The organism is Bacillus sp. DU-106 (assembly GCF_004799705.1).
GTDB lineage: Bacteria > Bacillota > Bacilli > Bacillales > Bacillaceae_G > Bacillus_A > Bacillus_A cereus.
Genome location: NZ_CP026607.1, coordinates 2972809 through 2998460, shown reverse-complemented (window position 1 = coordinate 2998460; position 25652 = coordinate 2972809). Strand labels below are relative to the sequence as shown.

Genomic DNA, 25652 nt, shown 5'->3' with positions numbered 1-25652 from the left:
TGGTATCTTCACGGATTGTAAATTTGTATAAGGTGCGAAGTCTAATTTAAGACTTCGCACTTTTGCTGTTTAACAGCTTTTATTACGAAGCTATTAACAATAGAAAAAAGGAGAATGTAACTAGTTATGTGGATACTACTGTATGATTGGTGCAACAAATTGTGACTCTAACGTATTTGAAAGGCCTGATAAATTCAACGTTTATCGTCCTGACATTGATATTAAAAAGGCATTTAGTGGTACTGCAAGACATCTTGCTTTTGGATTAAGTATCTATAATTGTGTAGGAGCAGCATTTGCAAAATTAAAAATTGAAATAGATTCAACCATTAAAGATAATATTAGCAGGAAAAAATTGAGGGACATTAAGGATTTTGTGAAGAAGACTTCAAAAATGAACTGAAATCTAATAAACAACGTAAAAGCTAAAAGATTTTCGCTGTGAGAACATCTCAAAATATTAAATTGATGGTAACTTTGTTGTAGCTCTTTAAACATACCTATATTAAAACCCAAATATCTCAGCATTAAATTGAGAAATTTGGGTTTTTCTAAAGGAATTAATTTTTTAAAAAATTTTTAGAAATTTAAACATAAAGTATTGTATACATGTAAGTATGATTAAAAATGAAAAGTTGTAAATGCTAAATTTAATTAAATACGCCTTACTCTCTTTAACATTGGCCTGAATGAATAGTTTATAGGAGATTACACTGGCTAAAGATGCGATAATTGTTCCAAGCCCTCCAATATTTACTCCTAGTAATAAAGCTTTCCAATCAGAAGTAAAGTTTGATAGAAGAATTGAAGTAGGAAAATTGCTAATCAATTGACTCAAAAATATGGAACTAAAGAAGACTGAAGTATCTCCTCTTAAATTAGCGCGAGCAAATGTCTCCAGTGCATCCGAATGTGAAATGTTTCCGATGAAAATAAAAAAACAGACAAAGGTTATTAGAAGAAAGTAATCGATCTTAAATAGTAAGTTTCTATCTAATGTAAATGCTGCCACTAATGTAACTATTAGCGCAATGTAATAATTAATGACACCAAAAATAGATGCAATGATAGTGATAAGTATTAAAATCCAGACGGTAGCTTTTTTTCGATTTTTCACGGTAATAACAGGTAGTTCTATTTTCAAATCTGTTTTTTGAAGTTTTTGAGTACATATAAATAACAAACTAATTCCAAGTACAGCTAAAAGCAGGATTGAACCTAAAAATGGGATGAGCTTAATTCCATAGTAAGAGTATAGGTATAAATTTTGTGGGTTTCCCATAGGCATCAAGCTACTACCGATGTTTGCCGCAATTGTTTGCAGGATGATTGTATCCATCATGTTCATTTGTGTTTTTTTACTAATGACAAGTGTTATTGGTACAAAAGTGAGAAGAGCGACATCATTTGTTACAAACATGGAGCAAATAAAGCATAACAAAATTAGAATAATAGATATTGACCTGCTGTTATTGCATTTATTTAAAATGGCAACGGCAAGTTTGTCTAATATCTTTAGCTGTTCCAAGGCCTTAATGGCCACCATTAGATTAAATAAGCTAATTAACACTTCAAAGTTAATATATTCGATCTTTGGCGAATGTATTAAGCAGCTTACAATTGCTAGTATTAGTGAAATGGTAAGTACTAAATCTTTTTTTAAAAATCCGAATTTCATAAGGAGTCTTTTTTTATTTTGAACGAATACTATTTCTTTCACAATACACCACCTGTAATCTATGTTAGTAAATATACGTTTTTTGGGATAACTCGATATTGCTAGAAAAGAGGATGTCATAAGTTCCTAAATAAGAGTTTTGTAATGTTTCATCCCTTCAATAAAATCCTTTTTTGCTTAGTGTCTTTCATGTTGTAAATATGTGCAATATAGACGAATCCAGCTAGGGGGATTAATTGAGAAAACAAATGTTTTTTGTATGATACCATAAATAAATTAAATGCTTTATTTTTTTAATATTCTTATAATATTCTATTGATTCTTGATTTCAAATACTTTATAAGAAGTTCTAAAAGAGAAAAAGTATGCATGTTTTTTATGAAGAAAATAGAGGCTTGTCAAAGGTTAGGTAGAACAGAATCTGCGACGTTTGGATACTGTATAAAATTTACAAAATCTCAGTGTTTTTTAGATGGAAAAAACTTAAAATATTTTTTGTTTTTATAAAAATCTGTACTTTTTCGTAACATTCTGTACTTTTAATTATAAATTAAAGACAAGATTTTCTTAGTTGAATAGTGAAAGCGCTTTATAGAGTTTTTCGCGAAGTTTTTACCTAGCCTATTTTTGAGATTAGTAGTGAGAAAGGAGATATTTCCATGTTCTTGAGAAGATTAACAAAAAACCACTTAATCACTATTGATTATTATGATTTAAATCACCGGTAAACGAAACAAACATAGTAGTACAACAATGTTAGTGGATAAAAATATTAGTTTTGCAGAAAGGGGTAGAGCATCCGTTTGTATAATTGTTAAGTACTTCAAAATTTCAGTTTTACGGTTACATGTTGTGATGTTTGCTTAAACAGGCCAATCCGATTCATATAGAAAATTTTTATCCTTGTTGTATTTGAATATGAAAGAGGTATTTATACCAGGAAATATAGGTGATTTTATATAGATTATGATAGATAAATTTTGGTATGGAGTGATGATATGGAAAGGTTTTTTGTAGATTTAGTCGGATCAACAAATGATTTTTTATGGTCTAAATTGTTAATTATTATGCTTGTTATTTGCGGAATTTATTTTACATTTAAATTGAATTTTGTACAGTTTCGAATGTTAAAAGAGATGGTCCGTGTATTAATGGAGGGAAAAAGTGGTGCTAAAGATCAAGTTTCTCCTTTTCAAGCGTTTTGTATTGGTATGGCAGCCCGCGTTGGAACAGGGAATATTACAGGAATTGCGATTGCAATTGCATTAGGTGGTCCTGGAGCTGTATTTTGGATGTGGATTATTTCTATTATTAGCTCGGCCTCCAGTTTTGTCGAAAGCACATTAGCACAGATATATAAAGTAAAAGATAAAACTGGTTTCCGCGGTGGTCCATCCTATTATATGGAAAAAGGGTTGAATAAACGTTGGATGGGAGTATTATTCTCTATTTTAATCACAATTACTTTTGGACTTGTATTCAATTCAGTACAATCAAATACAGTTACAATTGCTTTTCAAAACTCATTTGGTACAGATCGTCTAACAGTTGGGATAATCATGGCCATTGCTTTCGCTGCGATTATTTTTGGTGGTGTACAACGTATTGCAAAAATGGCTGAATACAAGGTGGTATTTTTAGCGGTATTATACATTGGAGTTGCATTATTTGTTGTAGTTACCAACATATCAAAAATGCCGGAAGTTCTTTCTCTTATTGTTCAAAACGCATTTGGTTTTAAACAAATAGCAGGCGGTTCAATTGGTGCAGCACTTATGAATGGAGTTAAACGTGGTTTATTTTCAAATGAAGCTGGTATGGGAAGTGCACCAAACGTTGCCGCAACAGCAACAACAAGTCATCCGGTGAAACAAGGACTGATTCAAGCATTTGGTGTATTAACGGATACACTGATCATTTGTACTAGCACTGCCTTTATTATTTTGCTGTCTGATGCATATAAACAACCGGGATTAAATGGTATTGCACTTACACAAGCAGCATTAAGTGAACACATAGGTCCTTGGGCATCGGGTTGTCTTGCTATCTTTGTTTTTTTATTTGGATTTGGTGCGTTAATTGGCAACTATTATTATGGTGAAACAAATATTCGCTTCTTACATACAAGTAAAGTGTGGTTAATGATATACAGAATAAGTGTGTTGGCTATGATTGTATTTGGTTCTGTTGCAAAGATTCAAATTGTATGGGATTTAGCGGACTTATTTATGGGCTTTATGGTTATTATTAATTTAATTGCTATTACCTTACTTTCAAAAGTAGCATTTGCGGCGTTACAAGATTATATAAACCAGAAAAAAGCTGGTAAAGATCCTATTTTTTATAAAGAAAACATTAAAGGGCTTGAAAATATTGAATGTTGGGATAGTTATGAGAAAACTTCAAAAAAGAAAAGTGTGTAATAAGAAGGATATTCAGACTGCAATATGTCTGAATATTTTTCTTGGTTCTAGTGCAAATATTATTGATTATAGTAAAGAAAAAATCATTCTATATAAAGTTAATAGTACGGGGGAATATGATTAAATGATAAAGGATTCTAGCGTTCAAGTTGAGGGTCAAGAAAAAGTTTGCTTAGATCAATGGGTAGCTCATTATCGAGCGTATGCAGCTAAGGGACGAAGCGCCAGTTATATTCCCGCTCTGGGGGAAATAAATGTATCGCAGTTAGGTATTTGTATAGTAAAGCCAGATGGAACAATGATAAAATCAGGAGATTGGGAGATACCTTTCACATTACAAAGTATATCAAAAGTAATCGGTTTTATAGCCGCTTGTTTAAGTCGCGGTATTTCTTATGTATTAGAACGAGTTGACGTAGAGCCAACTGGAGATGCCTTTAATTCAATTATTCGTTTAGAGATACATAAACCAGGAAAACCTTTTAATCCTATGATCAATGCTGGAGCGATTACGATAGCTTCACTTTTGCCAGGGACATCGGTGCAAGAAAAATTAGAATCTCTATACGTATTAATTGAAAAAATGATAGAGAAGCGTCCCGCTATTAATGAAATAGTATTTCAATCAGAATGGGAAACGGCTCATCGTAATAGAGCATTAGCATACTATTTAAAGGAGAATGGTTTTCTAGAATCAGATGTGGAGGAGACACTAGAGGTTTACCTAAAACAATGTTCGATTGAAATAAATACAGAAGATATTGCCTTAATAGGGCTTATACTAGCACATGATGGATATCATCCTATTCGCAAAGAACAAGTGCTCCCTAAAGAAGTAGCTAGGTTAACAAAAGCTTTAATGCTAACTTGTGGAATGTACAATGCTTCTGGAAAATTTGCTGCTTTCATTGGATTACCAGCTAAGAGTGGGGTATCCGGCGGAATTATGACACTTGTTCCCTCAAAATCTAGGAAGGATTTATCGTTCCAAGATGGATGTGGTATTGGTATTTACGGACCAGCCATTGATGAATATGGGAATAGTTTACCAGGAATTATGTTGTTAGAACATATTGCAAAAGAATGGGATTTAAGTATATTTTAAAAAGGAGCACAGATATTTTGGTGTTAGAGCGAGTCCAAAAGTGTTCAGACCTTATATTGTGTCTGAACATTTTTGAGTTATAAAGTATCTTTCTAAAGTAGAAGGGTGTAATGAATACTCACAATCTATAATGCTTTCGTTTATATCTTATTTATCAGCTTTTGAAAAAAATAGAGTAAGTATTGTATTAATGCAAATAGGTTTGTATACTGACTGTTAGGCGAAAGTGAGAAGTGATTATTTTGAATCTTAGTAATTTAGTAAAAAAAGACATCTATATTCTCGTTTTAATGATACTTACAGTACCCTTAGTAGGTGAAATAAAGTCATTTCCTTTAAATGAAACATTTAGAATGAGCTTTGGCGCACCAACATTTTTCTTTTTTTTGTTATTGTTTCGACGAATTCCAGCATTTTTACCGGGTTTTTTAACAGCGATAGTCGTGGTAGTATTTCGTATCTCAATGGATGTCATTATAAAGGGAAATATGGATTGGCTAGCCGCTTTTCATACTCACTATCCTAGTTTTTTCTTTTATTTTACTTATTCGTATCTCTTTCATTTAGCAAAAATTAAACGTTTTTATCATCAACCACTAATGATTGGTTTTATTGGTTGCATGATTGAAATACTGTCAGACTGTGTGGAATTAATGATTCAATATTTCGTATTAAAAACATCGATCACATCCGAGGCAATAAATGAGATCATTGTTATCGCATGTTCCCATAGTTTTATAGTTCTAAGCTTTTTCAATATGATGAAATTGTATGAAGCACAATCAAGGGAGAGACATATAAAGAAGCAAAATGAACACATGCTCATGCTCATCTCTAATTTATATGAAGATGCTGTTCATTTAAAGAAAACATTACAAGATGCTGAGAATATAACAAAAAAATCCTATGATTTATATAAAACCTTAGACTCTTTTGAGCACAAACAGATGGATTTTCAGTTTGAGGATTTAAGGCAACAGGCATTACAAATTGCTGGTGAGGTCCATGATGTTAAAAAGGATAACCAACGTATTTTTGCGGGACTTTCAAAATTAATTTCTGATGAAAGTTTTACAGATTATATGTCTGTGCATGAACTAGTAAATATCATTATACGGGCAAATACGAAATATGCACGGTTGCTAGAGAAAGACATCCAATTTGTGTATAAAATTGATGGTGTGCATCCTCATTATCATATTTACACAATCTTATCTATTATAAATAATATCGTTACAAACGCTGTAGAAGCTATCCAAGGTATGGGAACCATCACAATTGACATTAATAAAGACCACCATTTTGTTGAATTTCAAATAGGCGATAATGGTCCTGGTATTTCTTCAAAATATAAAGATTCAATTTTTGAGCCTGGGTTTACTTCTAAATATGATGATTTAGGCAACCCATCGACAGGTATCGGATTATCGTATGTTAAAGAAATGGTCGCACAACTTGAAGGTGATGTTACGTTTGAGGACAGAACCGAAGGAAAAGGATCAATTTTTATAATTAGATTAGGGATTGATCATATAATTTCGAAAGGGTGATTCTATGTATTTTTATATAGTAGATGATGAAAAAGCGGTTCGCTCAATGTTGGCTCAAATTATCGAGGATGAAGATCTTGGGGAGGTTATAGGAGAAGCTGAGGATGGTTTATCTTTAGAGCAACAAATGGTAATCCTTAAAAATATAGACATTTTATTTATCGATTTGTTAATGCCGAATCAAGATGGAATAAAAACAATTCGTCAAATAAAGCCTTCGTTTAAAGGGAAAATCATCATGGTCTCTCAAGTAGAATCAAAAGAATTAATTGCTGAAGCTTATTCGCTTGGTGTTGAATACTATATTATTAAGCCAATTAACCGGATTGAAGTATTAACAGTTGTTCGGAAAGTCATTGAACGAATTCGTTTGGAAAAATCAATAAAAAACATTCAAGAATCGCTTAATATGGTACTAAAATTGGATAGTAATTCAATTGTGCAAGAAAAATACCGTAATGAAAAACATTTAAATACTTTCAATCATTTTCAAAATTCCATTCATTTTCTTTTGTCTGAATTAGGAATAGCCAGTGAAAGTGGAAGTAAAGATTTAATGGATATGCTAGATTATTTATATAAATATGAACAAGATAACACGTTGGAACAAGGCTTTCCCTCACTAAAAGAGATTTTTATGAATTTAGCTCAAAAAAAACTTGGGGATTCAGCTGAAGATGCCGAATTAAAAAGGTTCATAGAAGCTTCCAAACAACGGATTCGGAGAGCAATTTATCAATCATTAAACCATTTAGCATCCCTTGGACTTACTGATTTTTTAAACCCGAAGTTCGAAAATTATGCTTCTAGATTTTTTGATTTTACTACCGTAAGGAGAAAGATGACAGAATTGAATAATGAACCAACATTACCTGCTCGTATTGATACGAAAAAATTTATTCAAGTTCTTTATTTTGAAGCAAAACGAATACACTTGGAGTTAAGATGATAAACTCTTGCTAAGTATTATTTTCAATTGATAGATTGATAATTGTTTTTATGTTATTGGTTTTATATAGTTTTTCTAAGAGAGGATTTTCCTTTATTTCATATTGGCTTTAAAATCAGAAAATTCCGTATCGATTCGGTAGAAGTGTATGAACTTAAAACAAAAGAATATGTATTTTTTACACATTAATATTCATTAAAAAAAACGAGTATTTTCACAATAAAATATAAATACATAGTAAGTTGAATTGAAAAAAAGATGCTATCTTCTGGCATCTTTTTTTCTTTAAGAGGAAATATCATTGATCCTTATATTATTTGAAATTCAAATGCGGGCATATAAATAAGGGAAAAGGAGATAATATTTAACAAATTATAATTGGAAATGGTATTTTAGGTCAGAAATGTTTTTATACTAATTAGGTTATTGGTACTAAATAAGCATAATGTCTCGCTTTTCTGCTCTTTAATCTTATCGTTATTTTTTATTAAGTACATATCGTTTTTTAGAAATCTCAATCCTAGCAGAGTATATAAATTGGGTGATAAAAATGTGGAACATAATTACTTCTTATCTTCCAGATTGGAAAGTCTTTGTACAAGCTTTTATCTTGTTTTTAATTCCGTATACTATCTCAAGATTTTTTCATTGGGTTCGTATGTCAGAGAAAGAGTGGGAAGAATGAGTTGGTGGAAGTCAAGAGACAAACAAGTGAAAAAAAATAATATTCAAAGTAAAACGAAACAAGAGCATAAACCATCTCAAAATACAAACGTTCATTTCACAAATGATTTTGCCTCTAACTTAGAACTTATAAAGCAACAAATCGGACATAATTCTGATGTTCGATTTCGGAAGTTTAATATTGGACGCACAGATATTCAGGCTGGGATCGTTTTTGTTGATGGTCTATCAGATAAAGAGATAATTGACAAACATATTATGAAATTACTAATGGATGATTTTTCTGATGAATATAAAAATGAATCTTCTTATGTGGAGGGGACTGTTTCAAAAGAATATATTAAAAATAAAGTTCTTACAATTAGTGAAGTAGCAGAAGTCCATTACATAAAAGATTTAATACCCAAAGTATTGATAGGTTCAACAGCTCTTTTAATTGATGGTTTAGCAGATGTGTTTATTCTTGGTACAACAAAAGCAAATAAACGAAACATTGAAGAACCAGTATCGGAGGCATTAGTCAGAGGGCCACGGGTCGGTTTTACTGAAGTATTAAGTGATAATACCTCACTTTTGCGACGACACTGTGCGGATGAGAGCTTATCATTAGTAAAGCTACCAGTAGGAGAACGTGCAAAGAAAGAGTTAGTCGTCGCATTTATTAAAGATCTTGCTAGTACAGAATTGGTGGATGAAATAAAAAACAGAATTCAGAAAATTGACATAGACAGTGTACTCGAATCTGGTTATATAGAGCAACTTATTGAAGATAATTATCTCAGTCCTTTTCCGCAGATTCAAAATACAGAACGACCTGATCGTGTTATTAGTGCTTTGATGGAAGGTCGAGTAGCTATTTTGTTAGATGGAACACCATTTGTTTTAATTGCTCCAGTTACATTTAGTATGCTGCTGCAATCACCAGAAGATTATTATGAAAGGTGGCTTCCTGGTACGCTTCTCCGCTTATTACGCTTCATGACAGCTTTTGTTTCATTATTTGCTCCAGCACTGTATATTTCTTTTATTTCATTTCATCCAGGATTAATTCCCACTAAGCTCGCTATTTCTATTATCGGATCGCGAGAAGGAGTTCCTTTTCCCGCTTTAATAGAAGCGTTAATTATGGAAGTAGCTATCGAAGTTTTACGAGAAGCAGGTTTACGTCTGCCTAAACCGATTGGACCGGCAATGGGAATTGTGGGCGGTTTAATAATTGGTCAGGCTGCCGTAGAAGCAGGAATTGTTAGTCCAATAATGGTTATCGTTGTTGCGGTAACAGCTATTTCTTCTTTTACTATTCCGCAATATAGTGTGGGAATTACGTTACGCATTCTTCGTTTTGTAGCTATGTTTTGTGCTGCGATATTTGGATTGTATGGAGTTATTCTCTTCTTTCTTTTACTTTGCAGTCATTTAGTGAAACTGAAAAGTTTTGGCGTTCCTTATACCAGCCCTGCTGTTCCATATCGATTCAGTGATTGGAAAGATTTTATGGTTCGCATGCCATTAAAAATAATGAGACGTCGACCGAAAATAATGCATACCAAAAAAACTATCCGCAAAAGGTAGCTGATGACGAAAGGAAGTGGCCTTCAGTGATTACTATACCTAAAGACCGAATAACAACTTCACAAGCAGTTGTTATTATTGTAAATTACATACTTGGGACAGGAATTCTTACTTTGCCCAGAGCATCTGTGGAAAAAGTGAAAACACCAGATGTATGGTTAAGTGTGATATTAGGTGGGATACTGGCAATGGTTTCAGGAGTAATTATGGTCAAATTAAGTCAGCAGTTTCCAGAAAAAACATTTTACCAATACAGTCAAGATATTGTAGGGAAATGGATAGGGAGATTGCTTAGTTTTCTTATTATAGGGTATTTTCTTACAACTTCAGCATTTCAAATTCGTTCAATGGCAGAAGTAATAAGCTTTTTTTTACTAGAAGGAACCCCCACATGGGCTATTGTTATGCCTTTTATGTGGATAGGTCTCTATTTGATTATGGGTGGTATTAATTCAATTGCACGGATGTTTGAAATAATATTTCCTATTACTGTTTTTATTTTTTTAATCATTTCCTTTATGAGTATCGGAATATTCGAGATAGATAATCTCCGTCCCGTATTAGGTTTGGGAATTAAACCAGTGTTAGATGGGATAAAAACAACGTCTCTCGCATATACAGGTCCTGAAATTATGTTAATTCTTTTGGTATTTATGGAACAACGAAAGAAAGCAGTAAAAGCTATTTTAGTTGGAATTTCTATTCCGTTAATCTTTTATGTAATAACTGTTGTAATGGTCATTGGTGCATTATCAATTGATGGGGTTGTAACAAGAACATGGCCGACAATTGACCTTATGCGCAGTTTTGAAATTTCTGGTTTGATATTTGAACGTTTTGAATCTTTACTGCTTGTAATATGGATTATGCAAATATTTGCTACCTATACGATTAGTTATTATGCAGCTGCATTAGGATTAGCGCAACTCTTTAAAAAGAGTATTCATCCATTTATTTTTGCTTTGATTCCAATCATTTACATCATTGCTATGACTTCGAAAAATATAAATGACTTGCTTAAATTGGGGGATATGCTCGGTAATGCTGCTTTATTTTTATTTGGTTTACTGCCACTGCTTCTTCTTATTATTACGCGATTAAAAGGAGGAGTAGTGTGAAACATAAATTTAATTATATGCGGTTCTATTTGGCTTTGTTATGGACGCTTTTGCTTCTATTTTTAACAGGGTGTTGGAGCAGTAAAGAAGTAGAAGAATTGAGTTTAACTGCAGGTATAGCACTAGATAAAGGGAAGGATTCAACAATTGAGAAAGAGGATGAGGAAGGAGGTTATCCTAAAAGAAACCTTATAACAGCTACTTATCAAATTGTTAGTTCGCAAGCACAAAGTAAAGGAAATGGACAACAAAAACGTTATATAAATGTTTCTGAGACCGGTGATTCCATTCATCAAATTGTTCGTGAGTTTTCATTGAAAAGAGAGAGCACAATGTTCAGCCCACATTTAAAAAATATTGTTATTAGCGATAGTCTTGTACGTACATACAGTTTAGAACAATTACTTGAACAGTATCTCCGTGACAATGAAGTTCGGCTTAGCTGTATGCTCTTAATTAGCAAGGGTCTAGCGAAGGAGGTACTGGAATCAAACAAAAAAGGAGAAATCCCAGCATTTCGTTTGTCTGGAATTGCAGATAATAGAAATAGAACAACAAGGATTTTACCTCCTGTATCGCTCGCTAAATTGGAAGGAAAGATGCGGTCAGGGGCCAGTTTTCTTTTGCAAAATGTAATCTCGATAAATGGGGAAACAAAATTTGCAGGAGCTGCTGTAATTAAAGGGAAGACAAAAAAGTTGATGGGCTTTTTAAATGAGCAGGAATTGGAAGGAGTAGTATGGATAAACGGAAAAAGGAATGGTGGTGTGGTAAAAACTTTTGATAAAGAATCAAAGAAACTCATTATATACGAAATAAAGTCAATAAAAAGCAAAATCATACCACATGTTAACGGAAATAATATTTCCTTTGATGTAAACATTGAATCAGAAGGGCGTTTGTCTGAAAATTGGATGCAATCAGGAAAAGATTTTGAAAATGAATTTTTAAAAAGGGAAGAAAAAGCTATTGAAAAAGAAGTAAAGCACTTAGTACATCATGTTACAAAAAAAATACAAAAAGAATACCAAGTCGATATTGCGGGTTTTGGCAACCAATTAAGAATTAAACACCCGAGAACATGGGAGAAAGTCAAAAAAAATTGGGATCAAACATTTAGTAAGGTACCGATTAAATATCATATAAATGTAACTATACAAGATTATGGAGCGTCAAGTTTAAAACGGTGAGATACCTTAATTAATATTATATTTGCATCAAAACAAAAAGTTATAAAAGTTTTAATTTGAAAATTTTTGTAACTTTTTGTTTTTTTATGTCCTTCTTATTATAGATTAAAGAAATGATTTTATCCGGCTATTTGCCGGGCAGTAAGACCCCCACCTCAAAATTCAGCGAAAGCAAAGAAGTTATTAGAGGTATATGTAAGCTCTATATAGGAAGGAGAATTTTGAAATTCTATTAATAAACCAAGTAATTGTAATAGCCCTTATTTAGAATAATAATTTCAAAATCAATAAAATTTAGAGTAGAAGGAGCAAGAGCAAATTATTATGAATAAACAAATAGGATTCATCGGATGTGGAAACATGGGTATCGCTATGATAGGTGGGATGATAAAAAAATATATAGTTTCTCCAGATCAAATAATTTGTTCAGATTTAAACGTCATTAATTTAAAAAATGCTAGTAATGAATATGGCATAACTATAACTACTAACAACAATGAAGTCGCTAACAGTGCTGACATTTTAATTTTATCAATCAAACCAGATTTATACTCATCGGTAATTAACCAAATAAAAGATCAAATAAAAAATGATGTAATCGTTGTAACTATTGCTGCAGGAAAAAGTATTAAGAGCACTGAGAATGAATTTGGTAGAAAGTTAAAGGTTGTTAGAGTAATGCCTAATACACCGGCACTTGTTGGAGAAGGAATGTCTGCGTTATGTTTTAATGAAATGGTTACAGAAAAAGATATAAAAGAGGTACTGAACATATTTAATATTTTCGGCCAGACGGAGGTCATAAATGAAAAACTAATGGATGTTGTTACATCTATTAGTGGTTCTTCTCCAGCATATGTGTATATGTTTATAGAAGCCATGGCAGATGCTGCTGTACTTGGCGGTATGCCTAGAAAACAAGCTTATAAATTTGCGGCTCAGGCTGTATTAGGTTCTGCAAAAATGGTATTGGAAACAGGAATACATCCAGGTGAATTGAAGGATATGGTTTGTTCTCCAGGTGGAACGACGATAGAAGCTGTAGTAACGCTAGAAGAAAAAGGTTTAAGAACAGCTATCATTTCAGCTATGAAACGTTGTACGCAAAAATCTATGGAAATGTCTAGTTTAACTAGTAAGTGAGAAGCGAATTTATATAATATTTCAAATCTATTTAATGTAAAAGAAATATTATGAGGCTAGTTAATAACTAAGTAAATTTATATACAACACTAACGAGAAGAACAAACCTTATTTTAAAGGGGATACAGAAAATATGAGTAATTTACTAAAAAAGAAATCCGTTACACAATTGTTAGAGCATAATCAAAGCAAGACTTTAACGAAAACATTAGGAGCATTTGATTTAATTATGTTAGGGGTAGGCTCGATAGTTGGAACGGGTGTTCTTGTGTTAACTGGATTAGTAGCAGCAAGAAATGCTGGTCCAGCAGTTGTTTTTTCATTTATACTTGCAGCAATTATATGTGGATTTATAGCATTATGTTACGCGGAAATTGCTTCTACACTCCCGGCGTCTGGTAGTGTATATACGTACTCATATGCAACAATTGGTGAGTTTGTTGCTCATCTAGTAGGTTGGTCATTGCTGTTAATATATATCGTGGCAACAGCAGCTGTCGCTGCTGGATGGACAGGCTATTTCCACAATTTAATAAAGGGATTTGGATTAGAGATACCTAAAGCTCTAGTAACGATTCCTTCGCATGGTGGTATTGTGAATCTACCAGCAGTAATTATTACATTGATATTGGCATGGATGTTATCTCGTGGTACGAGAGAAAGTAAACGAATCAATAATATAATGGTATTGATTAAAATTGGAATGATTTTGTTGTTTATTACGGTTGGTATATTCTATGTAAAACCAATGAACTGGATACCAATTGCACCATACGGTTTAAGTGGAGTTTTTACGGGTGGAGCAGCTATTTTATTCGCTTTTACGGGTTTTGATATATTAGCAACTTCAGCAGAAGAAGTAAAAGATCCGAAACGTAATCTTCCCATCGGTATTATTGCATCATTAATCATATGTACAATTATTTATGTTATGGTATGCCTTGTTATGACAGGAATGGTTTCCTATAAAGAATTAAATGTTCCTGAGGCAATGGCTTATGTAATGGAAGTTGTAGGACAAGGAAAAGTCGCTGGTGCAATTGCTGCAGGTGCTGTAATTGGCCTTATGGCTGTTATTTTTTCCAATATGTATGCGGCAACACGAGTATTCTTTGCAATGAGTCGTGATGGATTGTTACCGAAATCATTTGCGAAAGTTAATAAGAAAACTGGAGCACCCACTTTTATAACTGGATTAGCAGGAATAGGGAGCTCTATAATAGCTGGGTTTATTGATTTGAAAGAATTAGTTAATTTAGTTAATATCGGTAGTTTGGTGACATTTGCGTTAGTTTGTCTATCAGTTATTATCCTTCGTAAATCACACCCAAATTTAAAACGTGGATTTATGGTACCTTTTGTACCTGTATTACCATGCGTTGCAATTGTATGCTGTGTGTTTTTAATGCTAAATTTACCGTTAAGGACATGGGTGTACTTTAGTATTTGGATTACTATTGGGGTAGTAGTATATTTCCTTTATTCGATAAAATACAGTAATTTAAATGAGGAAACGATCTCGAAATTACATGATAAAATTGCGAGATAATAACGATCGAAAATTTTATTAATAATCATATTGATAGTTGAGTAACATAGAAACAGTTTTTTGACATTTAGCAAGAGATAAAATAAGAGATGCTAGGGCAGCTAAGTACTTTTTTAGAAACCTTGCTTGTTTTTTACGATTTAACACTGCTAAGGAGAGAGAAGTATGAGTGAATTGCATTTTATGAGTATAGAAGAATTGGATAATAAATTGAAAAAATCTGACAGTGGTATTTATTTCATTAAAGACTATAATGACAATATTATTTATGTAGGCAAGGCTTTTAGTATAAAAAGTAGAGTATTAGCTCATTTTAATAGTTATTCCAATATTGAGGAATATGTACATTTATTTAATAAAGTAGCGTATCTCATTGAAGATAGTTTGTTAAAACGCTCTTTGTTACAAGTTACTTATATGATTAAATATAGACCAGTATTAAACAAAGAAGTACAAAAAGAATTCCCAGAGTTGTATACTCAATACATTAAGCAGACAAATAAAAAATCTATGTTGTTAGAAATTGATAAAGCTAAAGAAAAGGGGGATGAGTTAAAGAATAAATTAGTAAAATTAGTGGGTGGAAAAACTATGTTTTATGACATAATTTCTCTGTTAAACAATGGATATAACTATCATATCCTCGCAAAAGTATTGAGCATAGAACTTCAAACTTTAATTATAATGAAAGAATACCGAAAAAAATTCCCGATACCACATAATTATAAGAGGACAATAAAACATCAAGATATAATGTATGCTTTATCTGGAAAAAAGAATTTAAGTACTTCAAGGTTAAACACTTAACTTTAAAGTAGTAAATTCGTTGCTTTTGTAGCTTTTATTGTTATATTGAAATGCAATGTACATTTGTGTTTCAAATTTAATTGGTGGAATAAGGGGAGGGAAAGGGTTCCTATAAAAATACTGGAATAAATTAGGTTGATCATGCATAAATAGCATAATTAGGCACATGTTATTTATAAATATTCAAAGATACGAAAGTGATACAAATGAAATTCTTATTTCTGCTACTACAAGTACTATTGAGCAAATGAAGTATGAAATTGCTTTTGAACTAGGAGTCACACTGGGACCTGATACATCACATCATCTGCAAATGGTTCGGATCGGTGGAGAGATTACAAAACGCTTAGTTCGAATGGCTGAAAAACAGTTAACAGGTCAATACAGACTACACTAAGAAAATAATCCGTATATATACGGATTATTTTTCCTTTAATTTACAAAAAAATAAATTTCGGAATTGAAAAAACCTCTCAGATTCCTTTGTAATGATGTTTTTTAGTTATGTTAATGACGTAGGTATCGAAAGGTGATAAATTCGATACGAGCGATGTATGAACCCTTTAAAGAGTTTTGGTGTTATTTGCAATTTTAATTCCATAATACTTAAGCCGATATAATAAAATGTTTTATGTCTAAATCGATATAAAGGAATAGTTTTTAAGTGATATTTCTTTTTTCATAGAATAAGCAAAACCTGATATTGTAGTAAGAATTGTTTTGATGTCAATTTACTGTGCACCTTGGTTATTGAAGTTTTTGGTTGATTAACAACTATTGTATTTGGAAATTAATAATAAGTTTATCTCGCTATTTGCCCGTAAAAGCCCGATTGGTGTGGGCTAATAATCAGTGGGGATGAACAAAACCCCCACTGATTAAAGTTTCACTTTATGTGATGCGGTAATAAAACTATCTAGTTTGCTATTTTTAGTATTTGTAAAGTCTATATATATTTTCCTCTTTTGTGGAAAGTAAGCTAATGTTGCGACCAGTAATATAGTGTCATTTTTTTGAAAATTCCATTCGTTTTTTTATTTTTAGTTGATGAAAAGACCTTTCTCTCAATTAAATGTTTAGTTGAGTACTTGAATTTCCTCCACCTTATACTTTTCAAAGCATAGTGCTTCAAAAATAGCCATATCGCTTTCATCTGTTTCCAATTTCACAACTTCTTTATTATCTTTTTTTAAAATTTGGAGCAAAATAGTTTTTCAGTTTCATATTTAAATTAGCAGTATTTATTTTTTTGAATTCAATTTGTATAAGTGATTGAATTGGAACTTTGACTGTTGTTTCTTGCGGTGGTACAGTATCTCCTGTTATTTTCGCTGTATTTTAAATCTTTTTCCAGCTTGGTCCTCGCATTGACTACCACTGTATTTTGTAGTATTTCACTGTTTTCTCAAGTTCAATAATTATATCTTGTAGAATTAAGAAAAGAACTTAGCTTATTTCCTTTACTTATCTTATCTACTCTGATATTTAGATGCTAACTACAATTAAATAATATATGATTTTTATAAAAAAGATATAGTAATATTTTGTTGTGAATTGTACTAATTTGATATTTTATAGTATTATTTGTCGTGAATTATATCTAACAGAATATATTTTATAGATCTATAAAGGAGAATGTAATGAATACTTCTATCGATATACAACACTTGTGTGATCTTGCACATAAAGCATTTAATGCCCCTGTACATATTTTATCTGCAGACAGAAAAATTTTATATCATTCTACATCTGATAATGTTTGTAGTCCTTTTTATTCTTCAAAAGAAGAACATCTTACTGATATTTATCAAGAAAACGATCCCTTTAACTTGCCACTTTTCCGAAGTAACAACTATCTTGAAAATTTTGTTCTAATTCATATAGAAAATCATGATGATATTAAAGGGACTATTATAATCGGTCCTACTATACATCCAAAAGATTCAGATGATATGATCATAAAATTTCAGAAAGAATTTAAAGCAAATGATAACATTCAAGAAAGACTTGCCTATTATCAGTGTTTATCTGAGATTAAAAAAACTACATTAATTGATATGGGAATTTTATTACATTACATGATTTTCAATGAAAAGTTAGATGTAGATATTGTCTTGGAAAAAAATAAAGTACTAGAGGAAGTTCCTAATAAAATTGTGAAACCGGATTTATATATTTTAAAACGCCGACAAAACAAACCTAAAACGCACAATATGGCATTAGTAAATGATTTCTTTTCGACTATTAAAGAAGGAAATAAAAAAAAGTTAATACAGTATATGTATGCGGTTTCGCAAGAAGATGTTGAACTTATGCTAATAGAGGATCCGCTCAGGAATCAAAAAAACCTTGGAATTATTGCGATTACCTTAGCCACTCGATATGCAATAGAAGGAAACCTGCCACCAGATATTGCTTTTGCCCATAGTATTTTATATATACAAACCCTAGAACAATTAGATAATGTAGAATCTGTAAAGCGATTGTCAGGGGACGCTTTACGTACCTTTGCAGATCGTGTGAAAGAATACAATGCAAAAAAGTATTCTTACGCGGTTACTACATGTATAAAACATATTAATAAAAATGTTTACGATGGAATATCTCTGAATGAACTTGCTAATCATTTAGAAATTACGCCTACTTATCTGTCTAAACTATTTAAAAAAGAAATGGGAATTACTTTAAGCGAATATATTCAAAGGGAAAGAGTGGAAGAAGCAAAAAAATTATTAACACTCACTACTTATTCGTTATCAGATATCTGTGCGTGGCTTAACTTTAATGACCAAAGTTATTTTATAAGAGTTTTCAAAAAAATCACTAGTATGACTCCTAGGCAGTACCGTGAAAAATATACAGTAATATAAGCTTGTTATCTGCTGTCTTCAATGTAAAGACTTAAACATGGGTATAAGTATCCCAAAAAATGAAAATACACTAACCATTATTTTGCTAAAGAAAACAAAAAGACAGAAGGCTGCAAAGTGTTCCAAGTAAGCTTTGCAGCTTTTTTGTAATTTAAAACCTATGTTTATAACGATGATAAGTTTATAGACTAATATCTTCATATTGTATATTTGTTAATAATGATATTAAAATGTTTTGTAAAAAAATCAACAATATAACATATATTACTAAATATATCTACATTTTATGCAATTATACATAACTAAATAAAGGTAAAAAAGTATAAAAAGACCTATTATATTATTCTATAAGTATTTTTTCTAAAATAAAATTTCTTGGTTGAGCTAAAATAGTTATTTTTAACCGTATACACATTAATTTGTAATCATTACAATTACAGAAATGAAATTTATGAATAACTATATTTATATAATTTTTTTCGGGGCATATTTTTATTTAACAGTAAATTATCGAGCTTAATCGACAAAATTTTTCTATTTACGCATTAAAAATTTAATGTTTTAATGAACAACATAACTGGTATGACCAGACAGAAAGGAGAAGGTTACGCTAATAGGAATTATAGTGAAGTTGTAAGTAACATTATGTTGTTAATAATTTTCTAAATAGTAAATTTATCCACAAGAGGTCAAGAATCAAATTTGTAATAAACGTGTTCTAAGTTTCTGCATAACAAAAGTGAAGTTATTCCGCAATAAAAGTATAAGCGATGTACAGCATAATTCCATCTTTTGTAGTCTAGTAAGGAGTTTGCTGATAAAACTAAGAGTAATATTATTAAATTTAAATTAAACAATGTTATGACAAGATTAACTGTAAGCATTGGTTTATTGATCCTCACGATTCTGTAAGTTAAACCGCAACTTTAGGAAAGAATTAATAATTTACTACTCATAGGGTGCCTGATTCAAATATAGTTAATAAATTTTTGTTATTTATATTTAAAAAAATAGAGTATCGAAATGAGAGATAAATAAAATCTTTACATCCTATTAGAAATAAAAAACAACGATATTAACGTATCTGAAAGATTTTTCCTTCTTATCCAGTTTACAACGAGAGCGGTCGTACAAGTTATATGAATTAAGTTATAAAAACAATGGTAAAGGAGTGTACGGAATGAAAACTAAAATAATGACAGGATTTTTAATAACATCCATAGTAACTGGAGCAACTATTCCTATCAATACTCTCGCAACACCAATCGTTCAAGCGGAAACTCAACAGGAAGGCATGGATATTTCTTCATCATTACGAAAATTAGGTGCGCAATCTAAATTAATCCAAACGTATATTGATCAATCTTTAATGAGTCCTAATGTACAGCTAGAGGAAGTCCCAGCTTTAAATACCAATCAATTCCTAATCAAACAAGATATGAAGGAATGGTCATCGGAACTCTATCCACAGTTAATTCTATTAAATTCAAAAAGTAAAGGATTTGTAACAAAATTTAATAGCTATTACCCGACATTAAAATCGTTTGTAGACAATAAAGAAGATAGAGAAGGGTTTTCGGATAGACTTGAAGTACTTCAAGAAATGGCTATGACGAATCAAGAAAATACGCAACGGCAAATCAATGAATTAACAGATCTTAAATTACAGCTTGATAAAAAATTAAAAGATTTTGATACCAATGTGGCAACTGCTCAAGGCATACTAAGTACAGACGGAACAGGAAAAATAGACCAGTTAAAAAATGAAATATTAAATACCAAAAAAGCAATTCAAAATGATTTACAGCAAATTGCATTAATACCAGGGGCTTTAAATGAACAGGGATTTGCTATATTCAAAGAAGTTTATAGTCTTTCAAAAGAAATTATTGAACCGGCTGCTCAAGCAGGGGTGGCAGCGTATAACAAAGGAAAAGAAATTAACAACTCTATTTTAGAAGCGGAGAAAAAAGCGGCGCAAGAAGCGACAGAACAAGGTAAAACTGCTCTAGAGATTGAATCAGCAAAAAAAGCAGCTCGTGAAGCAATTGAGAAAAGCAAACAAGGTGAAATAGCAGCCGCAGCCGCAGCAAAAACACAAGAGTATGACCTGATGAAGGTCATTGATACCGAAAAGATTAAGAAAACATTTGGCGTTTTTGCTGAAGTAAATAAATTAACAGCAGAACAGCGAGCATATTTAGATGATTTAGAGAAACAAAATCAAAAAATATATGATTTAACAACGAAATTATCAATAGCTGATTTACAAAAATCAATGCTTCTTCTTACACAAAATGATTTGCATACGTTTGCAAATCAAGTAGATGTAGAACTTGATCTACTAAAGCGCTATAAAGAAGATTTAAATCTAATAAAAAATAGCATTACAAAATTATCTACTAATGTTGATACAACTAGCGAGCAGTCTCAAAAAGATACATTAAGACAATTAAAAAATGTAATAAGTTACCTTGAAGAACAAGTATATAAATTTTAATATTTCGTTTTTTTCGGAATTCATAAAGATTATAAGCATTTAGCGAAAGAAGGAGAATAGTCATGAAAAAATTTCCATTCAAAGTACTAACTTTAGCTACATTAGCAACTGTTATAACTGCTACTACCGGTAACACTATTCATGCATTTGCACAAGAAACGACCGCTCAAGAACAAAAAGTAGGCAATTATGCATTAGGCCCCGAAGGACTGAAGAAAGCATTAGCTGAAACAGGGTCTCATATTCTAGTAATGGATTTATACGCAAAAACAATGATTAAGCAACCAAATGTAAATTTATCTAATATCGATTTAGGCTCAGAGGGGGGAGAGTTGCTCAAAAATATTCACCTTAATCAAGAGCTGTCACGAATCAATGCGAATTACTGGTTAGATACAGCGAAGCCACAGATTCAAAAAACTGCTCGTAATATTGTAAATTACGATGAACAATTTCAAAATTATTACGACACATTAGTAGAAACTGTACAAAAGAAAGATAAGGCAGGTCTAAAAGAGGGTATAAATGATTTAATTACTACAATAAATACAAATTCAAAAGAAGTTACAGATGTGATTAAGATGCTACAAGACTTCAAAGGGAAACTATATCAAAATTCTACAGATTTTAAAAATAATGTTGGTGGTCCAGATGGGAAAGGTGGATTAACTGCAATATTAGCAGGTCAACAGGCAACGATTCCACAACTTCAAGCTGAAATTGAGCAACTTCGTTCTACTCAGAAAAAACATTTTGATGATGTATTAGCATGGTCAATTGGTGGTGGATTGGGAGCAGCTATTTTAGTTATTGCAGCTATTGGAGGAGCGGTAGTTATTGTTGTAACTGGCGGTACAGCAACACCGGCTGTTGTTGGTGGACTCTCGGCTCTTGGTGCAGCTGGTATCGGTCTAGGAACTGCGGCTGGTGTCACAGCATCTAAGCATATGGACTCCTATAATGAAATTTCTAATAAAATCGGAGAATTAAGTATGAAAGCAGATCGTGCTAATCAAGCAGTTCTTTCGCTTACTAACGCGAAAGAAACATTGGCATATTTATATCAGACTGTAGATCAAGCGATATTGTCTCTAACAAATATTCAAAAGCAATGGAATACAATGGGCGCAAATTATACAGATTTACTGGATAATATCGATTCTATGCAAGACCACAAATTCTCTTTAATACCAGATGATTTAAAAGCCGCTAAAGAAAGTTGGAATGATATTCATAAAGATGCAGAATTCATTTCAAAAGATATTGCTTTTAAACAGGAGTAGAACTGAAATTTAACACCTAAATTGGAGGAAAATGAAATGATAAAAAAAATCCCTTACAAATTACTCGCTGTATCGACGCTATTAACTATTACAACTGCTAATGTAGTTTCACCAGTAACAACTTTTGCAAGTGAAATTGAACAAACGAACAATGGAGATACGGCTCTTTCTGCAAATGAAGTGAGAATGAAAGAGACCTTGCAAAAGGCTGGATTATTTGCAAAATCTATGAATGCCTATTCTTATATGTTAATTAAGAATCCTGATGTGAATTTTGAGGGAATTACCATTAATGGATATGTAGATTTACCTGGTAGAATCGTACAAGATCAAAAGAATGCAAGGGCACATGCTGTTACTTGGGATACGAAAGTAAAAAAACAGCTTTTAGATACATTGAATGGTATTGTTGAATACGATACAACATTTGACAATTATTATGAAACAATGGTAGAAGCGATTAATACAGGGGATGGAGAAACTTTAAAAGAAGGGATTACAGATTTGCGAGGTGAAATTCAACAAAATCAAAAGTATGCACAACAACTAATAGAAGAATTAACTAAATTAAGAGACTCTATTGGACATGATGTTAGAGCTTTTGGAAGTAATAAAGAGCTCTTGCAGTCAATTTTAAAAAATCAAGGTGCAGATGTTGATGCCGATCAAAAGCGTCTAGAAGAAGTATTAGGATCAGTAAACTATTATAAACAATTAGAATCTGATGGGTTTAATGTAATGAAGGGTGCTATTTTGGGTCTACCAATAATTGGCGGTATTATAGTCGGAGTAGCAAGGGATAATTTAGGTAAGTTAGAGCCTTTATTAGCAGAATTACGTCAGACCGTGGATTATAAAGTAACCTTAAATCGTGTAGTTGGAGTTGCTTACAGTAATATTAATGAAATGCACAAGGCGCTTGATGATGCTATTAACGCTCTTACTTATATGTCCACGCAGTGGCATGATTTAGATTCTCAATATTCGGGCGTTCTAGGGCATATTGAGAATGCAGCTCAAAAAGCCGATCAAAATAAATTTAAATTCTTAAAGCCTAATTTAAATGCAGCGAAAGACAGTTGGAAAACATTACGAACAGATGCTGTTACATTAAAAGAAGGAATAAAGGAATTAAAAGTGGAAACTGTTACTCCACAAAAATAGGGAAATATTAATTCTGTTGTAAAGTGAACTAAAACATGGAAAGTCTATGATTACACTGTTAAACAGAAAAGTAATAATTAATAAATCCTTATATAACAGAAAGGCGGAGTCTCATTAAAGACTTCGCCTTTCAATTATATATAAGTATGATTCGAATAAAAAATAACCTTGTAGTTTAATTGCTTTTTTTAAATTTGCAACAGAATCGGTTAATTTGAAGTAGATTATATACATTTTCTTTAATACTTAATGATTTGAAGGATGCTAAAGAAAGTTCAAACGATACTGATAAAAGATGTAGAACTCATTTTGAAAGACATCGCTTTTTAATAAGATTAGAACTTGAAACCATACCTTATATAGGAGGAATACGAAATGATGAAAAAAATCCCTAATAAACTACTCGCTATATCAGCGTTTTTAACTATAACAACTACTTATGCAGTCATACCACTAGAAACTTTTGCAATTGAAATTGAACAAACGAACACTGAAAATATGTCTCTTTCAGCAAATGAAGAACAGATGAAAAAAGCTTTGCAAGATGCTGGTTTATTTGCAAAAGCTATGAATGAATATTCTTATTTGCTAATTAATAATCCAGATGTGAGTTTTGAAGGAATAACTATTAATGGAAATGCGGATTTACCTAGTAAAATTGTACAAGATCAAAAGAATGCAAGAGCACATGCTGTTACATGGAATACACAAGTAAAAAAACAGCTTTTAGATACATTGACAGGCATTATAGAATACGATACAAAATTTGAAAATTATTATGAAACATTAGTAGAGGCGATCAATACTGGAAATGGAGATACTTTAAAAAAAGGGATTACAGATTTACAGGGAGGAATTCAACAAAATCAAAAGTCTGCAAAAGCATTAATAGAAGAATTAATGCAATTAAAAAATGCTATTGGAGAAGATGTTAGAACATTTGGAAGTCATAAAGAGACATTGCAATCGATTTTAAAAAACCAAGGTGCCGATGTGGAGGCTGACCAAAAGCGTCTAGAGGACCTTTTAGGACAAGTAAAATATCAGAAAGACATAGAATCTAAGGGGTTAGACATGGTGAAAATCCCCTTTATTCCAACCTTGATTGCTGGTGGCATAATGATAGGTGATGCAAGAGGTAAGTTAGGTTGGCTAGAACCTGAATTAGCAAAATTGCGTCAGACTGTAGATTATAAAATAACATTGAATCGTGTAGTTGGAGTTGCATTTCATAATATTAGTGATATGCATAGTATGCTTGATAGTGCTATCACTGCTCTTACTTATATGTCTACGCAATGGGAGGATTTAGATTCTCAATATTCGGGTGTACTGGGACATATTGATAAAGCTGATCAAAAAGCTGATCAAAATAAATATAAATTCTTAACCCCTAGCTTGAATGCAGCGAAAAACAGTTGGAAAACATTAAAAACAGATGTTGTCACTTTGCAAGAAGGGATAAAAATTGCAGAGAAAAAAGAACAGGATTTTTTGAATCAGCTTCGTCCATCAAACGTTTTCTACTTTTATAAAAAAATTCATAACGCATACACTTTTGAAATAAAGACTGGAACAAATGCGCCAAATGCGTCTTATAAAGTTATGAATTTAACGAAAAACACTGTTCATAATATGTGGAGTGGAGGGGCTAATACTAACATGTGGGCTGATTGGCTTTCATTCAATCCAAATGATGAATTTGCGGTAGTAGCAGTAGTGGATGGTAAAGAATATGTTGTGTATAAAGACAAAGTACAAAATATAATGAACTGAATCTGAAAGTAACGAAGTAATTGGAGCTGGAGAATAAACTAGACACCAAGTTAATCGAAAAATCTCCTTATATCCTAGAATATTTTGCTCAAGAAAAAGAATTTGTTCAGCGAAAAAGTAAATATTGAACCAAGGAGTTAGTTGTATTATGTGTATGGTTTTACCGAAAGGTTTCAAGTACATTACCCATACAATTATGTAGTTATCCTGAAGCATCTACAGGTGTTCTTATCGACCTTGAAGAACTACTTAGCTTCCTAAGTCGAGTGATTTTATGCAAAATTAAGTGAA

At 31.9% G+C, this 25652-nt stretch carries 19 protein-coding genes and 1 pseudogene; 18 read left to right on the top strand and 2 right to left on the bottom strand.

What is annotated here, in order from left to right; translation table 11 throughout:
- Positions 1-142: 142 nt before the first annotated feature.
- Positions 143-403 (top strand): cytochrome P450, encoded by a 261-nt coding sequence (locus C3Y97_RS15320; protein ID WP_002204756.1) that lies wholly within the window; start codon positions 143-145, stop codon positions 401-403.
- Between the two features lie 165 nt (positions 404-568).
- On the opposite strand, the gene C3Y97_RS15315 is transcribed toward C3Y97_RS15320, so the two are convergent.
- The gene (locus C3Y97_RS15315) at positions 569-1720 is read right to left on the bottom strand and encodes an anion transporter (protein ID WP_033695827.1); all 1152 of its coding nucleotides are present in this window, start codon (positions 1718-1720) and stop codon (positions 569-571) included.
- A gap of 956 nt (positions 1721-2676) precedes the next feature.
- Between C3Y97_RS15315 and C3Y97_RS15310 the strand changes: the two genes are divergently transcribed.
- From C3Y97_RS15310 to C3Y97_RS15260, 11 genes are all read left to right on the top strand, one after another.
- On the top strand, positions 2677-4101 hold the full coding sequence (locus C3Y97_RS15310) for an alanine/glycine:cation symporter family protein (RefSeq protein ID WP_000439275.1): 1425 nt from the start codon (positions 2677-2679) through the stop codon (positions 4099-4101).
- 124 nt (positions 4102-4225) lie between these two features.
- On the top strand, positions 4226-5206 hold the full coding sequence (gene glsA / locus C3Y97_RS15305; protein ID WP_000588648.1) for a glutaminase GlsA: 981 nt from the start codon (positions 4226-4228) through the stop codon (positions 5204-5206).
- A 233-nt stretch (positions 5207-5439) separates the two neighbouring features.
- The gene (locus tag C3Y97_RS15300) at positions 5440-6756 is read left to right on the top strand and encodes a sensor histidine kinase (protein WP_000584789.1); all 1317 of its coding nucleotides are present in this window, start codon (positions 5440-5442) and stop codon (positions 6754-6756) included.
- Positions 6757-6760: 4 nt separating this feature from the next.
- The gene (locus C3Y97_RS15295) at positions 6761-7705 is read left to right on the top strand and encodes a response regulator (RefSeq protein ID WP_000274087.1); all 945 of its coding nucleotides are present in this window, start codon (positions 6761-6763) and stop codon (positions 7703-7705) included.
- Positions 7706-8386: 681 nt separating this feature from the next.
- Positions 8387-9961 (top strand): spore germination protein, encoded by a 1575-nt coding sequence (locus tag C3Y97_RS15290; RefSeq protein WP_000119234.1) that lies wholly within the window; start codon positions 8387-8389, stop codon positions 9959-9961.
- A 26-nt stretch (positions 9962-9987) separates the two neighbouring features.
- Complete coding sequence (locus tag C3Y97_RS15285; protein WP_000628606.1) at positions 9988-11079, top strand: spore germination protein; 1092 nt, start codon at positions 9988-9990, stop codon at positions 11077-11079.
- Positions 11076-12269: a Ger(x)C family spore germination protein gene (locus tag C3Y97_RS15280; protein WP_000680794.1), complete on the top strand. Its 1194-nt coding sequence runs from the start codon at positions 11076-11078 to the stop codon at positions 12267-12269. Before C3Y97_RS15285 ends, C3Y97_RS15280 begins: the two co-directional genes overlap by 4 nt.
- Before the next feature lie 324 nt (positions 12270-12593).
- Positions 12594-13412 carry a pyrroline-5-carboxylate reductase gene (proC, locus tag C3Y97_RS15275; RefSeq protein WP_001041302.1) on the top strand — a complete coding sequence of 273 codons (819 nt, stop codon included), beginning with the start codon at positions 12594-12596 and terminating at the stop codon, positions 13410-13412.
- Positions 13413-13545: 133 nt separating this feature from the next.
- Positions 13546-14961, top strand: a complete 1416-nt coding sequence (locus tag C3Y97_RS15270; RefSeq protein WP_000067451.1) for an amino acid permease — start codon at positions 13546-13548, stop codon at positions 14959-14961.
- A gap of 165 nt (positions 14962-15126) precedes the next feature.
- The gene (locus C3Y97_RS15265; RefSeq protein WP_001292165.1) at positions 15127-15768 is read left to right on the top strand and encodes a GIY-YIG nuclease family protein; all 642 of its coding nucleotides are present in this window, start codon (positions 15127-15129) and stop codon (positions 15766-15768) included.
- Between the two features lie 166 nt (positions 15769-15934).
- On the top strand, positions 15935-16165 hold the full coding sequence (locus C3Y97_RS15260; protein ID WP_000897399.1) for an alpha/beta-type small acid-soluble spore protein: 231 nt from the start codon (positions 15935-15937) through the stop codon (positions 16163-16165).
- Between the two features lie 679 nt (positions 16166-16844).
- Here C3Y97_RS15260 and C3Y97_RS15255 read toward each other — a convergent pair.
- Complete coding sequence (locus C3Y97_RS15255; protein ID WP_002026045.1) at positions 16845-16973, bottom strand: hypothetical protein; 129 nt, start codon at positions 16971-16973, stop codon at positions 16845-16847.
- Positions 16974-17408: 435 nt separating this feature from the next.
- On the opposite strand from C3Y97_RS15255, the gene C3Y97_RS15245 reads away from it, so the two are divergent.
- The 6 genes and pseudogenes from C3Y97_RS15245 to C3Y97_RS28140 all read left to right on the top strand — a co-directional run.
- Positions 17409-18638 carry a helix-turn-helix domain-containing protein gene (locus C3Y97_RS15245; RefSeq protein WP_001097912.1) on the top strand — a complete coding sequence of 410 codons (1230 nt, stop codon included), beginning with the start codon at positions 17409-17411 and terminating at the stop codon, positions 18636-18638.
- A gap of 1180 nt (positions 18639-19818) precedes the next feature.
- A complete protein-coding gene (gene hblC, locus C3Y97_RS15240; RefSeq protein WP_000850223.1) occupies positions 19819-21138 on the top strand; it encodes a hemolytic enterotoxin HBL lytic component L2 in 1320 nt (439 codons plus the stop codon).
- A 62-nt stretch (positions 21139-21200) separates the two neighbouring features.
- Positions 21201-22421 carry a hemolytic enterotoxin HBL lytic component L1 gene (hblD, locus tag C3Y97_RS15235; protein ID WP_000714435.1) on the top strand — a complete coding sequence of 407 codons (1221 nt, stop codon included), beginning with the start codon at positions 21201-21203 and terminating at the stop codon, positions 22419-22421.
- Between the two features lie 36 nt (positions 22422-22457).
- Complete coding sequence (gene hblA / locus C3Y97_RS15230; RefSeq protein WP_000591977.1) at positions 22458-23585, top strand: hemolysin BL binding component B; 1128 nt, start codon at positions 22458-22460, stop codon at positions 23583-23585.
- A gap of 375 nt (positions 23586-23960) precedes the next feature.
- Positions 23961-25361, top strand: a complete 1401-nt coding sequence (gene hblB / locus C3Y97_RS15225; RefSeq protein ID WP_000976152.1) for a hemolysin BL regulatory component HblB — start codon at positions 23961-23963, stop codon at positions 25359-25361.
- A gap of 20 nt (positions 25362-25381) precedes the next feature.
- Positions 25382-25609: pseudogene (locus tag C3Y97_RS28140) on the top strand (hypothetical protein); the annotation flags it as partial.
- Between the last annotated feature and the right edge of the window lie 43 nt (positions 25610-25652).